Raw genomic sequence first — 13204 nt, 5'->3', positions numbered from 1 at the left:
AACGCTTTTCAAACATTGCTCAAAAAAAATAACAAGGAGTCAGCTTATGAAACGTCGTTTCGGGATTCGTACCCTGTGCAGTACCGCCCTGGCGGTCACCGCGTTCAGCCTGAGCAGTGCGCTGCTCGCTGCCGACACCGTGAAAATCGGTTTCCTGGTCAAGCAGGCGGAAGAGCCGTGGTTCCAGACCGAGTGGGCTTTCGCCGAGAAAGCCGCCAAGGACAAGGGCTTCGAACTGATCAAGATCGCCGTGCCGGACGGCGAGAAAACCTTGTCGGCCATCGACAGCCTCGCCGCCAATGGCGCCAAGGGCTTTGTGATCTGCCCGCCGGATGTCTCGCTCGGCCCGGCGATCATGGCCAAAGCCAAACTCAATGACCTCAAAGTGATTGCCGTCGACGACCGCTTCGTCGACGCCAACGGCAAATTCATGGAAGACGTGCCGTACCTCGGCATGGCCGCGTTCGAAGTCGGCCAGAAGCAGGGTAACGCCATGGTCGCCGAGGCGAAAAAACGCAACTGGGACTGGAAAGACACCTACGCGGTGGTCAACACCTACAACGAACTCGACACCGGCAAGAAGCGCACCGACGGCTCGGTGAAGTCCCTTGAAGACGCCGGCATGCCGAAAGACCACATCCTCTTCGCCGCGCTGAAAACCCTCGACGTACCGGGCAGCATGGACGCCACCAACTCGGCGTTGGTGAAGCTGCCAAGCGCGGCGAAAAACCTGATCATCGGCGGCATGAACGACAACACCGTGCTCGGCGGCGTACGCGCCACCGAAGCCGCCGGTTTTGCCGCCGCCAACGTGATCGGTATCGGCATCAACGGCACCGACGCCATCGGCGAATTGAAAAAGCCTAACAGCGGCTTCTTCGGTTCGATGCTGCCAAGCCCGCACATCGAAGGCTACAAGACCGCCGAGATGATGTACGAGTGGGTGACCACCGGCAAAGAGCCGCCGAAGTACACCGCGATGGACGACGTCACCCTGATCACCCGCGAGAACTTCAAACAAGAGCTGGAAAAAATCGGCCTGTGGAACTGATGCCGCGACGGCCCGGGCAGCCGGGCCGTTTTTTGGTGTGAAGAGGTGGCTTTATGCACGCGCAAGTACAAACACAACAACACAGCGCCAGCGGCAGCCTGCGCTTCAACGGGATCGGCAAAACCTTTCCCGGCGTGAAAGCGCTGGACGCTATCAGCTTCGTCGCGCATCCGGGGCAGGTTCATGCCTTGATGGGCGAGAACGGCGCCGGCAAATCGACTCTGCTGAAAATCCTCGGCGGCGCTTACATCCCGAGCAGCGGCGAGTTGCAGATCGGCGAGCAGACCATGGCGTTCAAGTCGACGGCTGACAGCATCGGCAGCGGCGTCGCGGTGATTCACCAGGAGCTGCATCTGGTGCCGGAAATGACCGTCGCCGAAAACCTGTTCCTCGGCCATTTACCGGCCAGTTTCGGTTTGATCAATCGCGGTGCGTTACGCCAGCAAGCGTTGAATTGCCTGAAAGGCCTGGCCGACGAAATTGATCCGCAGACCAAGGTCGGGCGCTTGTCGCTCGGCCAGCGACAACTGGTGGAAATCGCCAAAGCCCTGTCGCGCGGCGCGCATGTGATCGCCTTCGACGAACCGACCAGCAGTCTTTCGGCCCGTGAGATCGACCGCTTGATGGCGATCATCGGCCGCCTGCGCGACGAGGGCAAAGTCGTGCTCTACGTCTCCCATCGCATGGAAGAAGTGTTCCGCATCTGCGACGCGGTCACAGTGTTCAAGGACGGTCGCTACGTGCGCACGTTCGAGGACATGAGCCAGTTGAGCCACGATCAACTGGTGACCTGCATGGTCGGGCGCGACATTCAGGACATCTACGATTATCGCCATCGTCCACGCGGCGCCGTCGCGCTGAAGGTCGCCGGCCTGCTCGGTCCGGGTCTGCGCGAGCCGATCAGTTTCGAGGCGCACAAAGGTGAAATTCTTGGCTTGTTCGGACTGGTCGGGGCAGGGCGCACCGAGCTGTTTCGTTTGCTCAGCGGGCTCGAACGTCACACGGCCGGGCGTCTCGAATTGCGCGGTCATGAATTGAAACTGCGCTCACCGCGCGACGCGATTGCGGCGGGGATTCTGCTGTGTCCGGAAGATCGCAAGAAGGAAGGCATCATCCCGCTGGCCAGCGTCGCCGAGAACATCAACATCAGTGCACGCGGTGCCCATTCAGGGCTCGGCTGCCTGATTCGCGGTCTGTGGGAAAAGGGCAATGCCGACAAACAGATCAAAGCCCTGAAAGTGAAAACCCCGCACGCCGGCCAGCAGATCAAATTCCTTTCCGGCGGCAATCAGCAGAAGGCCATTCTCGGCCGCTGGCTGTCGATGCCGATGAAAGTTTTGCTGCTCGATGAGCCGACACGCGGCATCGACATCGGCGCCAAGGCCGAGATCTACCAGATCATCCATAACCTCGCCGCCGACGGTATTTCGGTGATCGTGGTGTCCAGCGATCTGATGGAGGTGATGGGTATTTCCGACCGCATTCTGGTGCTTTGCGAAGGCACCCTGCGCGGCGAAATCAGCCGCGACCAGGCCAATGAATCCAACCTGCTGCAACTGGCTTTGCCGCGCCACCGCGCTGACGGCGTGGCGAACTGAGAGGTGACTATGATGACAACCCAAAACGAAACCCTGCCCAAAGAGCGCAAACCGCTGGAGATGCGCCGCTTCCTTGATGACTGGGTCATGTTGCTGGCGGCGGTGGGCATTTTTGTCGCCTGCACCTTGCTGATCGACAACTTCCTTTCGCCGCTGAACATGCGCGGTCTGGGCCTGGCGATTTCTACCACAGGGATTGCCGCGTGCACGATGTTGTACTGCCTGGCGTCGGGGCATTTCGACTTGTCGGTGGGCTCGGTGATTGCCTGCGCTGGCGTGGTCGCGGCGGTGGTGATGCGTGACACCAACAGCGTATTTCTCGGTGTCAGTGCAGCGCTGGTGATGGGCCTGATTGTCGGGCTGATCAACGGCATCGTGATTGCCAAGTTGCGCGTCAATGCCTTGATCACGACGTTGGCGACCATGCAGATTGTTCGCGGTCTGGCTTACATCTTTGCCAACGGCAAGGCGGTGGGCGTGTCGCAGGAATCGTTCTTCGTGTTTGGTAACGGCCAATTGTTTGGTGTGCCGGTGCCGATTCTGATCACCATCGTTTGCTTTCTGTTTTTTGGCTGGCTGCTGAATTACACCACCTACGGGCGCAACACCATGGCCATTGGTGGTAACCAGGAAGCGGCGTTGCTGGCGGGTGTGAACGTTGATCGGACCAAGATCATTATCTTTGCCGTGCATGGCGTGATTGGTGCGTTGGCGGGGGTGATTCTGGCGTCGAGGATGACGTCGGGGCAGCCGATGATTGGCCAGGGTTTCGAGCTGACGGTGATCTCGGCTTGCGTGCTGGGCGGGGTGTCGCTGAGCGGCGGGATCGGCATGATCCGGCATGTGATTGCCGGGGTGTTGATTCTGGCGATCATTGAGAATGCGATGAACCTGAAGAATATTGATACCTTCTACCAATACGTTATCCGTGGTTCGATCCTGCTGTTGGCCGTCGTGATTGACCGTCTGAAGCAGCGCTAAGATCAAGAGCCCCTCACCCCAGCCCTCTCCCGGAGGGAGAGGGGGCCGACCGAGGTGTCTGGCGTGATACATCGACCTGAAAGATTGTGTCGATTATGGATTCAGCAAGGCGCTTTCAGGTCGGCGAACCTCCTGAGCATCCCCCATTCAGTCCCCTCTCCCTCCGGGAGAGGGTTAGGGTGAGGGGAAGGGTCGACCGAGGTGATTCGTCGACTGAAAGACCTCGTCGATTATGGATTCGGTAAAGCACTTTCAGGTCGATGTATCTCCCAAATATCCCCCATTCAGTCCCCTCTCCCTCCGGGAGAGGGCTAGGGTGAGGGGCTTTTGATTCTCCCGCCTTTCGTCACTCTCCCTAAATATCCCTTGCCCGCCCACGCTTGTTTCGGGTATCAATTTGTACATGATTAGACAGGTACGATTTGACAAGAAACAACGGGTGGTCGACGAACTCGTCCGGCGCATCGAAAGCGGCCTCATGGAGGACGGCTTTCTGTTGCCTGGCGAGCATCAGTTGGCTGAAGAATTCAAAGTCAGCCGAGGCACGCTGCGCGAAGCGCTGGCCGAACTGAAACGGCGTAACTACATCGCCACGCAAAGCGGTGTCGGTTCCATCGTCACTTTCGACGGTGTCGCCCTCGACCAGCGCAGCGGCTGGGCGCAGGCCTTGGCCGATAGCGGGGCGATGATCAATACCGAAGTGTTGCGTCTGGAAGCCGTGACCCGGCCAGACCTGCTGTCGCGATTCGGCACTGACCAATTCATCACCCTCGACCGTCGTCGCCGTTCCAACGAAGGCACGCTGGTCTCCCTCGAACGCTCGTTGATGCCAGCCACCGGCGGCCTGGAAAGCCTGCCGCGCGTTGGTCTGATCGACAATTCCCTGACCATTACTTTGGCCGCCTACGGTTACATCGGCGAACGCGGCGATCAATGGATCGGCGCCGAACCGTTGAATGCCGAAGACGCCGCACTGCTTGGCCGCCCTGAGGGCACGGTGTTCCTCAAAGCCCTGCGCACCACTTACGACCGCCAGAACCGTTTCATGGAGCTGGTTGAAAGCCTGCTCGACCCGGTGCATTTCCGTCTGCACCTGCAATTTGGAGAATCGAAGTGACCGCGCTCAACCGTGCCCTCGGCGCTTTCTATGGCCTGGCCCTCGGTGATGCGCTGGGCATGCCGACGCAATCGCTGAACCGCGAAACGATCAAGACCCGCTTCGGCCAGATCACTGATCTGCAGGACGCCGGCCCCTTGCAGCCGATCGCCGCGAACATGCCCAAAGGCTCGATCACCGATGACACCGAGCAGGCGATTCTGGTCGGCGAGTTGCTGGTCGAAGGCAAGGGCCGCATTGAGCCGGCGATCCTCGCGCAACGTTTGATCGAATGGGAAGCCGAAATGCAGGCCAAAGGCTCGCAGGACTTGCTCGGGCCGTCGACCAAACGCGCGATCGAAATGATCCTTGCCGGCCATTCGCCGGAAGAAGCCGGGCGCTACGGCACCACCAACGGCGCGGCGATGCGCATTACGCCGGTGGGGATTGCGGCGGATGTTGTCGACCCTGAACGGTTTATTGTGGCGGTGGTCCAGGCCTGCCAGGTCACCCACAACACCACGCTGGGGATTTCCAGTGCGGCAGCAGTGGCGGCGGTGGTGTCTGCCGGCATCAACGGCATGGACCTGGGCGAGGCGTTGAACCTCGGTCAGCAAATCGCTCAGCAAGCCGAGGCGCACGGGCACTGGGTCGCCGGTGGGCGTATTGCCTCGCGCATCAGTTGGGCGCGCACCATCAGTGTCGATAGCGACAAGGCTTTACTGGCGGATCTGCTCTACGACGTGATCGGCACTTCGGTGGCGTCACAGGAATCGGTGGTGGTTTCGTTTGCACTGGCACAGCAAGTGGCGGTCGGTGAGATGAGCGCGTTTGATGCGCTGTGCATGGCCGCCAGCCTTGGCGGCGACACGGACACCATTGCGGCGATTCTTGGCGCGATGCTTGGGGCCTGCCTGGGTCTTGAGAGTTGGCCTGCCGAGATGATCGAGACGGTTAAGGCCGTTAATCATCTGGAGCTTGAGCCGTTGGTGCAGGGGCTGTTGGCTTTGCGCTGATTGGGCTGACGTCTTCGCGAGCAGGCTCGCTCCCACAGGGATTACACGGTACTTGTGGGAGCGAGCCTGCTCGCGATGGCCGCACCGCATATTCGAATATTTAACCCGCAATGGATCGCGCAGACAGGCCGAGGATGGCCGCGATGTCTTGTCGTTTTGCATCATTGCCACAACCACAAAAAAGGCAAACAGGAGCACCTTCATGAGTTCATCAAACGCCGGGCAAAGCGCCGGGCAACTGGAAACCCGCGGCATCGAACCGGTGCCGGAGGCCGAGTGCAACGGCCATCCGCTGCAACTGTTCTGGGTCTGGTTCGCCGCCAACATTTCCATCCTCGGTTTGCCATTGGGCGCCACGCTGGTGGCGTTTCGCGGGCTGGCGATCTGGCAGGCGATCATCGTCGCGATCATCGGCGCTGCCGGTTCGTTTGCGGTGGTCGGAATCATCTCGATTGCCGGTCGACGTGGTCGTGCGCCGAGCCTGACCTTGTCACGAGCGATCTTCGGCGTGCGCGGCAATATCGGCCCGACGCTGGTCTCGCTGATGTCGCGTCTCGGTTGGGAAACGGTCAACACCACCACCGCTGCATTCGTGCTGCTGTCGCTGTGCTCGATCCTGTTCGGCTCCCCGGTCGAAGCGAAAAGCGCACCGGTATTGACGCTGATCTTCATCGCGATTTTCGTTCTGCTGACCTTGTCAGTATCCGGCCTCGGTCACGCGACGTTGTTGGTCATCCAGAAGTGGGCGACCTACGTGTTCGGCGCGCTGAACATTCTCGTTGGCGGCTTCCTCTGCGCGACCATCGACTGGAGCGCAGTGTTCAACGCGACACCGGCGCCGATGAGCGCAATGATCATCGGCATCGGCACCATGGCCGCCGGCACCGGCATCGGCTGGGCCAACGCTGGCGCCGACATGTCGCGCTATCAGCATCGCAGCGTCAAGGCTGTGCGTCTGGTCGCGTCTGCCGCGTTTGGTGCGGGTATTCCGCTGGTGCTGCTGATCACTCTTGGCGGTCTGCTGTCGGTGGGCAACAACGACCTGGCCTCGGCGACTGACCCGATCGTGGCAATTCGCGACATGCTGCCAACCTGGATGGCGGTGCCGTACCTGATCACCGCATTCGGTGGCTTGCTGCTGTCGAACAACCTGTCGGTGTATTCCGCTGGTTTGACCACGCTGACCCTCGGCCTCAAGGTCAAGCGCGTCTACGCGGTGGTGGTCGATATCGTCGCTATCTTCGCCGGCTCGATCTACTTCATGCTGATCGCCGACAGCTTCTACGGTCCGTTCATTACCTTCATTTCCCTGCTTGCCGTGCCGATCACCGCATGGGTCGGGATCTTCGTCGTCGACCTGATTCATCGTCACTACTACAGCCCGAAGGACCTGCTCGACGTCAGCCCGAGCAGTGCTTACTGGTATCGCGGCGGTATCGAGTGGCGTGCGTTTGGTGCATGGGCGATTGCCATTGTCCTCGGCTTCAGTTTCACCACCATCGGCACCACTGCCGAGAACGTCTGGTTCAAGGGCTTCCTGTCCGACTCGTGGCTGGGCCACAACGGCCTCGGCTGGATCGTGACCTTCGTCGTCGCTGGTGGGATTTACTTTGTACTGGGCGGGGCGAAAGATCGCCGCGCCGCGCAAACCGAGAATGCTCATGCCTAAGATGTTGCACACCGGCCAGGTCATCATCGACCTGGTCATGGCCGTGGATAAACTGCCGCAGATTGGCGGTGACGTGCTGGCGCAGTCGGCCGGTTTCGAAGCGGGCGGCGGTTTCAACGTGATGGCGGCGGCGGTGCGTAACGGCCTGCCGGTGGTGTATCTCGGTCGGCATGGCAGTGGGCGTTTCGGCGATCTCGCGCGTCAGGCGATGAATGCCGAGGGAATTCACATCGGCATCACCGAACCCGCACCGAAAGACACCGGTTTGTGTGTGGCACTGACCGATGCGTCCGCCGAGCGCAGTTTCATTTCCTACATCGGCGCTGAAGGTGAAGTGACTGAGGCGGATCTGAACAGCGTGCCGGCCGAGGCGGGCGATTACGTTTATCTCAGCGGCTACAGCCTGCTCCACGAAGGCAAGGCCCAAGCGTTGCTCGACTGGACGTTGGCGCTACCGGACTCGATCAATGTTGTGTTCGATCCGGGCCCGTTGGTGGAGTCGCCGGACTCGCCGCTGATGAAAGCGTTGCTGCCGCGCATTGATGTCTGGACCAGCAACAGTGTTGAAGCGCTGCGCTTTACCGGCGCTGAGGATATTGGCGCGGCGCTGGATCGTCTCGCTGAACATCTGCCCGGCGATGTACTGATGGTGGTGCGTGACGGCCCGCAAGGGTGCTGGATTCATCAGGTCGGCGAGCGTCGGCATGTGCCGGGGTTTGCCGTGAAAGCCGTGGACAGCAATGGAGCGGGTGATGCCCATGCCGGGGTGTTTGTTGCCGGGTTGGCGCAGGGTTTGTCAGCGCATGAAGCGGCGCGGCGGGCGAATGCGGCAGCGGCGTTGGCGGTGACACGCTGGGGGCCGGCGACATCGCCGGGAGCGGCTGAGGTGGAAGTGTTTATCCGCGAATCTAGCGGCGAATGATCTACCGCTTTCGCGAGCAGGCTCGCTCCCACATTGAAATGCATTCCAATGTGGGAGCGACGGTGCGACGATTCGACCTGCTCGCGAAAGGACCATTAGTTTCAACACAAAATTCAATGCTGGATACCGCTCGCCGCATCGGCAGCGAGCGGCCTCAGGACTACTGCAGATCCAGCTTGCGCGCCGCCTCAACGCCAGCGGCACTGAGCTTGATCGGCAGGTTCAACGAATGTTCGCCAGCCTCGTTGCAGGTCACATGCCCGTGGTGAATCAGTCCACGATCCTGCAAAGCGGCGAGGGCGCTGGCCACGACTTTCTCGCCCCGGTAATTGTCCAGCACCTCCTTGCCCAGTCCACTTGGGTGGGCGTGCAGCAGGCGGGTGAGGACTTCTTTTTCCAGGTTTTTATCGACGTTCATGGTTACCTCTTCATTGGGTTGAACAGGACGCTCGCGTCGGCGAACTACTGACCGGATCCTTCGGAACCGGAGCCACCAGTGGTGGTTTTGGAGCCGACGCCGGGGCCCGCGTTGTCTGGCGTGGCGGGGGCGTCGGGAGTGTTCATACCGCCCTGACGACCCGGGTCACTGCCCTGCGTGCGCGGGTCGGTCCCGGTGGCGGGAGGCTGATTGATCAGGGGCACGCCAGAGCCATCGGTGTTCATTCCGGGGGCACTGTTGATGGCGGGCGCGCGTGGTGGGGTCGGATCGGTAGGGCCGGTGCCCGCAGCGGTGGCGGATGCGGCGAAAACCGCAGGGCAGAGCAGGGCGCTGAATACGAAAGCGGTCAACCTTGACGGGATCATAGGGCGTCTCCAGTGATTGGAATCCTTACCTGTCGTTGGTCTGCCCGGTGAGCGGATTGGTGCCTGATCAGCGACGAACGGTCTAGATGGCCTGCGCCGCTTTCAGACTGATCCGTCGCCAGAGCAAGCGGCCAACGGTAATCAGCCAGTTGGCCAACGCGACGATCAATACGGTCAAAAGCAGCGTGCTCATGCCGTGCTCTACGATGATCTTCCCGGCCAGAAACGGGAAGCCGAACACGCCGATGAAGTAGGCAAGACTGAACAGCAACAAGGCCTGCGACGTGGTGCCGGCCGGTGCTTCGTTGGCCGCCAGTCCGTTGATCACCGAATAGGTCAGGCCATAACCGACGCCGAGCATCACCGCTGCCAGCAGATAACTGAAGCCGCTGTGCACGCCGAACGCGAACAGCACAATCGAAGCCAGCATCAGTCCCGATAGCAGGCACGATGCGCGCAATGGATCACGCTTGACGACATAGCCGGCGATCAGCATCCGACTGCTGATTGCCGCACTCATGAAACCGAGAAAGAACAACGAATAATCCAGCGAGCGCGCCGCCGCGTAACTGGTCTGAAAACTCGACAGACCGCCGAATACGCAGCCGCCGAGACCAACCATGATGATCGCAAACAGCGCTCGTGAACCGAGCACTTGAGTGGTCGCTTGCCAGGTGATTCTCGCGGCAGACGTGGCTTGTGTGCTTTTCAATCGAGCACCGAGATGCCAGAACAGCAGCACACCGATCAGGCTTGCCAGCGCCGCCAGATAAAACGCCGAGGTCACTGGCAACCCCAAGGCACTGGCTGCACGCCCGAGTAATGGGCCGCTGCCAATGCCGGTCATCATGCTGCCCGAGAGCAGCGCGAAGTACTTGGCCCGCTGCGCCGGCGTCACCAGACTGGCGACGATGATTGGCCCCAGGGTGTAGAAAACACCCCAGCCCAATCCCAGTAACAAACCGAAAAACAACAACAGATGACCAAACCCCGGCGTCAGCGCAAAGCCCAGACTCGCCGCGACCAGCAACAGCCCGAACAGTGCAATCGAGCGCGCCGCGCCGAGCCAGTCCGACAGATGCCCGGACATCAGCACCGCAACAAACGTACTGAGCATCGCCGCCGAAATCACACTGCCGGCATCGTGCTCATTGCCGCCGCGAGAGCCGATCAACAACGACAGCAAAAACGTCGAACCATAGGACAGCGACAGCAGATAACTGGCGAGACAGAACAGGCCGAACAGCTTGCCTGACACGGGGGGTGGGGCTTGGGACATGACGCGGTTCCTTGACCGGAAAAATCAGCGTCGTCTGTTTAACATGTCGGGCCGGCGGGTTAGGTCTGAGCTTGGCGAAGTCAGGTTCAGCGCACGCCGGAGTAAGTGGTCAAACGATGCCGATCTCCTCCTTGAATTGCTCCATGAAGCCCTTCAGACGATGATGACGGACCTGCGCCAGACGCTGGCCGGCGGCGGTCTGGAAACCGTCGGCGAGGTGCAGCAGTTTGGTCTGGAAGTGATCGAGGCAAAAACGTTTGTCGTCGTAGTCGCGCTGTTTCGCTTCGGGATCCTGCGGGTCGTACAGCGCCGAGCCCATGCGACCGGCGATGTAGAACGTACGGGCGACGCCGAGCATACCCAGCGAGTCGAGGCGGTCGGCGTCCTGGACGATTTTCGCTTCGAGGGTGCGCGGAGTGATGTTGGCGGAGAAGCTGTGGGCTTCGATGGCGTGGGCGACGGCCGTGATTTTTTCTTCGGGCCAGTTCAGATCGGCCAGCACTGACGAAGCTTTATCTGCCGCCAGCCGCGAAGCCTGCGAACGCAGCGGTGAATTCTTCTCGACGGACACGCAATCGTGCAAGAGCACGGCGGCCAACAGCACCTCAAGATCTCCACTTTCTTCTTCATGCAACGTACGCACGTTGTGCCAGACGCGCTGCAAGTGGGCGAGGTCGTGGGCGCCGTCGTCGGACGGCTCCAATGCGTGCGGCAGCAACTCTGCTGCCAGTGCCGCCACGGGTGTGAAAAACTCAATGTTCATAAGCATCCTTTCAGATTTCGAAGTCCCCTGTGTGGGAGCGAGCCTGCTCGCGAATGCTGTCTGTCAATCAACAATGCAGGTGACTGAAAGGACGCCTTCGCGAGCAGGCTCGCTCCCACAGGGAACTGCAGTGTTTGCAACAGTGCGCAGGGTAGTGTGTGTTTTGCCATGTGACGAGCGCCGCTCACCACCTTAGTATGGCGTTTTCCTTTTCCGACAAGGCCCGTCCATGACGATCGAAATCCGCCCGGCGACCCCCAGCGATGCCCCGCAAATCCTCGCCTTCATCACTGAACTTGCCGATTTCGAAAAGGCCCGCCACGAAGTCATCGCCAGCGTTGCCGACATCGAACGCAGCCTGTTCGGCGAAGGCGCCACCGCACACGGTTTGATCTGCCTGCGCGATGGTCTGCCGATCGGTTTCGCCGTGTTCTTCTTCAGCTACTCGACTTGGCTGGGCAGCAACTGCCTGTACCTCGAAGACCTCTACATCACCCCGGAGCAACGCGGCGGCGGTGCCGGCAAAACCCTGCTGCGTCACCTGGCAAAAATCGCCTGCGACAACGACTGCGGCCGCTTCGAATGGAGCGTACTTGACTGGAACACCCCGGCGATCGAATTCTACAAATCCCTCGGCGCGCAACCCCAGGAAGAGTGGGTGCGCTACCGCATGGATGGCCAGGTCCTGCGTGAGTTTGCCGAGGGCTGATCACAATGATGGCAATCCGGCAGTAATTCGATTGTCGCCAGCGCTCTAGTCCGGCATCCTACGCGCCATTTTTGCGCGCTCACGGACGACACCTGCAATGCCTCTGGCACAACTTCTCCACGCCCGTGGAGCCTTCGCCGCGTCAACGAGTGACCGGCGATGAGCGGACTACGGGCGACAATGCGTCTGTACGGCCTGGTGAAAAACTCAGGCTCGAGCGACAACCCCCAACGTCAACCGGTCGATATTCTCTGTACGACGAACAGCACGGGCGGCACTGCCATTCGTGCGTTCGTGTCGCGCCTCGATGCCGAGTTGATGACGCGCAGTGCCGGACTCGCCGATTACCGCGTGATACCGCTGCGCACCTTCGATCCGACGGCGTTTATCGACGCCCATCAAGGCTGGCTGACGCTGCATGTCTGTTGCGGTTTTGTCGCCCCTGCCGGGCATTCGCTGCTCAAGGACGGCGGGTTGATGCCGATGGGCTGGTACGTCTATTCCGAGATCGGCCAGTGGACGGCCCGGCATCATCTCGACCTCGGCGCACAAATGGCCGAACTGCTGCAATCGACTTACGAGCGCAATCAACTGCGCCACTACAACGCCTGGCTCAACGAACTCGACGATGCGACGCCTGCCGAGCTGGCATGGCAGGTCGACGAAGCCTGGCAGCATCTGCAATTCGCTACACCCCCCGACAGCCGTGAGCATTGTCACGCCCTGTTCGACCCCGTCGACAACCGCTGGCGCTTCGCCGCGACCGACATCGATATTCATCAGCCGCACCCGGAACCCCTGAAGCAAGGAGCTTTGAATTGAGTGGTAAACCCGCTGCACGCGTCACCGACCCGACCGCCTGCCCATTGCCAGGCCATGGCACCAACCCGATTGCCTCCGGCTCGCCCGACGTCTTCTTCGACGGCCTCGCCGCCGCGCGCATGACCGATAAATCGGCGTGCGGCAGTCCGATTACCGGAGCCGTTTCCGGCACGGTATTCATCAATGGCCTGAATGCCGCAACGCTCGACAGCACTGGCGGGCACGGCAATGTCGTGGTCGGTGGTTCAGGGACGGTGATTATCGGCCAAAGTGGCGGCGGGGCGGCGTTTAGCGGATTGCTGCCGATGCCGGTGCATTTCAATGATCGGATGCAGATTGTTGATGAAAACAGCGGTGAACCGCTTTCCTATATTGCCTACGTCATCGAACGGGCAGATGGAACGCTGGAACGAGGCGTCACTGATGCCAAGGGTCATACCCACACGGTCAGTTCGCACCTCAAAGAAACCATCAAACTGTACGTGGAGTAATAC

14 protein-coding genes are annotated in these 13204 nt (G+C 60.5%); 10 read left to right on the top strand and 4 right to left on the bottom strand.

The genetic code is table 11. The features are described 5' to 3' along the window. Positions 1-46: 46 nt before the first annotated feature. From PspS49_RS21465 to PspS49_RS21435, 7 genes are all read left to right on the top strand, one after another. Positions 47-1051 (top strand): substrate-binding domain-containing protein, encoded by a 1005-nt coding sequence (locus PspS49_RS21465; RefSeq protein WP_064120360.1) that lies wholly within the window; start codon positions 47-49, stop codon positions 1049-1051. Positions 1052-1104: 53 nt separating this feature from the next. Then, on the top strand, positions 1105-2649 hold the full coding sequence (gene araG, locus PspS49_RS21460; RefSeq protein WP_160041405.1) for an L-arabinose ABC transporter ATP-binding protein AraG: 1545 nt from the start codon (positions 1105-1107) through the stop codon (positions 2647-2649). Positions 2650-2661: 12 nt separating this feature from the next. Then, complete coding sequence (araH, locus tag PspS49_RS21455) at positions 2662-3630, top strand: L-arabinose ABC transporter permease AraH (protein ID WP_160041403.1); 969 nt, start codon at positions 2662-2664, stop codon at positions 3628-3630. Positions 3631-4033: 403 nt separating this feature from the next. Next, positions 4034-4747 (top strand): GntR family transcriptional regulator, encoded by a 714-nt coding sequence (locus tag PspS49_RS21450; protein ID WP_127929325.1) that lies wholly within the window; start codon positions 4034-4036, stop codon positions 4745-4747. Then, on the top strand, positions 4744-5742 hold the full coding sequence (locus PspS49_RS21445; RefSeq protein ID WP_160041401.1) for an ADP-ribosylglycohydrolase family protein: 999 nt from the start codon (positions 4744-4746) through the stop codon (positions 5740-5742). Before PspS49_RS21450 ends, PspS49_RS21445 begins: the two co-directional genes overlap by 4 nt. Before the next feature lie 202 nt (positions 5743-5944). Next, positions 5945-7411, top strand: a complete 1467-nt coding sequence (locus PspS49_RS21440) for a cytosine permease (RefSeq protein WP_016986011.1) — start codon at positions 5945-5947, stop codon at positions 7409-7411. Then, on the top strand, positions 7404-8333 hold the full coding sequence (locus tag PspS49_RS21435) for a PfkB family carbohydrate kinase (RefSeq protein ID WP_127929322.1): 930 nt from the start codon (positions 7404-7406) through the stop codon (positions 8331-8333). The genes PspS49_RS21440 and PspS49_RS21435 overlap by 8 nt, the downstream gene beginning before the upstream one ends. A gap of 160 nt (positions 8334-8493) precedes the next feature. Here PspS49_RS21435 and PspS49_RS21430 read toward each other — a convergent pair whose 3' ends face one another. The 4 genes from PspS49_RS21430 to PspS49_RS21415 form a co-directional block, all read right to left on the bottom strand. Next, positions 8494-8751: a hypothetical protein gene (locus PspS49_RS21430; RefSeq protein ID WP_016986009.1), complete on the bottom strand. Its 258-nt coding sequence runs from the start codon at positions 8749-8751 to the stop codon at positions 8494-8496. A gap of 44 nt (positions 8752-8795) precedes the next feature. Then, positions 8796-9137, bottom strand: a complete 342-nt coding sequence (locus tag PspS49_RS29890) for a hypothetical protein (protein WP_007908306.1) — start codon at positions 9135-9137, stop codon at positions 8796-8798. 82 nt (positions 9138-9219) lie between these two features. Then, a complete protein-coding gene (locus tag PspS49_RS21420; RefSeq protein WP_160041399.1) occupies positions 9220-10416 on the bottom strand; it encodes an MFS transporter in 1197 nt (398 codons plus the stop codon). 109 nt (positions 10417-10525) lie between these two features. Next, a complete protein-coding gene (locus tag PspS49_RS21415; RefSeq protein ID WP_160041397.1) occupies positions 10526-11179 on the bottom strand; it encodes an HD domain-containing protein in 654 nt (217 codons plus the stop codon). A 229-nt stretch (positions 11180-11408) separates the two neighbouring features. Here PspS49_RS21415 and PspS49_RS21410 point away from each other — a divergent pair, with 229 nt between their 5' ends. The 3 genes from PspS49_RS21410 (at position 11409) to PspS49_RS21400 (ending at position 13201) form a co-directional block, all read left to right on the top strand. Next, on the top strand, positions 11409-11888 hold the full coding sequence (locus PspS49_RS21410) for a GNAT family N-acetyltransferase (protein ID WP_007908312.1): 480 nt from the start codon (positions 11409-11411) through the stop codon (positions 11886-11888). Between the two features lie 159 nt (positions 11889-12047). Then, positions 12048-12710 carry a hypothetical protein gene (locus tag PspS49_RS21405; protein WP_160041395.1) on the top strand — a complete coding sequence of 221 codons (663 nt, stop codon included), beginning with the start codon at positions 12048-12050 and terminating at the stop codon, positions 12708-12710. Then, positions 12707-13201: a PAAR domain-containing protein gene (locus PspS49_RS21400; RefSeq protein WP_150750649.1), complete on the top strand. Its 495-nt coding sequence runs from the start codon at positions 12707-12709 to the stop codon at positions 13199-13201. The genes PspS49_RS21405 and PspS49_RS21400 overlap by 4 nt, the downstream gene beginning before the upstream one ends. Positions 13202-13204: the final 3 nt, after the last annotated feature.

Source organism: Pseudomonas sp. S49 (assembly GCF_009866785.1).
Classification (GTDB): Bacteria; Pseudomonadota; Gammaproteobacteria; order Pseudomonadales; family Pseudomonadaceae; genus Aquipseudomonas.
This window is presented reverse-complemented; position numbering and strand designations above follow the sequence as displayed.

Coding starts and splice junctions, on each gene's coding strand:
- PspS49_RS21465 (WP_064120360.1), top strand. CDS start 47: ATGAAACGTCGTTTCGGGATTCGTACCCTGTGCAGTACCGCCCTGGCG.
- araG (WP_160041405.1), top strand. CDS start 1,105: ATGCACGCGCAAGTACAAACACAACAACACAGCGCCAGCGGCAGCCTG.
- araH (WP_160041403.1), top strand. CDS start 2,662: ATGACAACCCAAAACGAAACCCTGCCCAAAGAGCGCAAACCGCTGGAG.
- PspS49_RS21450 (WP_127929325.1), top strand. CDS start 4,034: ATGATTAGACAGGTACGATTTGACAAGAAACAACGGGTGGTCGACGAA.
- PspS49_RS21440 (WP_016986011.1), top strand. CDS start 5,945: ATGAGTTCATCAAACGCCGGGCAAAGCGCCGGGCAACTGGAAACCCGC.
- PspS49_RS21435 (WP_127929322.1), top strand. CDS start 7,404: ATGCCTAAGATGTTGCACACCGGCCAGGTCATCATCGACCTGGTCATG.
- PspS49_RS21430 (WP_016986009.1), bottom strand. CDS start 8,751: ATGAACGTCGATAAAAACCTGGAAAAAGAAGTCCTCACCCGCCTGCTG.
- PspS49_RS29890 (WP_007908306.1), bottom strand. CDS start 9,137: ATGATCCCGTCAAGGTTGACCGCTTTCGTATTCAGCGCCCTGCTCTGC.
- PspS49_RS21420 (WP_160041399.1), bottom strand. CDS start 10,416: ATGTCCCAAGCCCCACCCCCCGTGTCAGGCAAGCTGTTCGGCCTGTTC.
- PspS49_RS21415 (WP_160041397.1), bottom strand. CDS start 11,179: ATGAACATTGAGTTTTTCACACCCGTGGCGGCACTGGCAGCAGAGTTG.
- PspS49_RS21410 (WP_007908312.1), top strand. CDS start 11,409: ATGACGATCGAAATCCGCCCGGCGACCCCCAGCGATGCCCCGCAAATC.
- PspS49_RS21405 (WP_160041395.1), top strand. CDS start 12,048: ATGAGCGGACTACGGGCGACAATGCGTCTGTACGGCCTGGTGAAAAAC.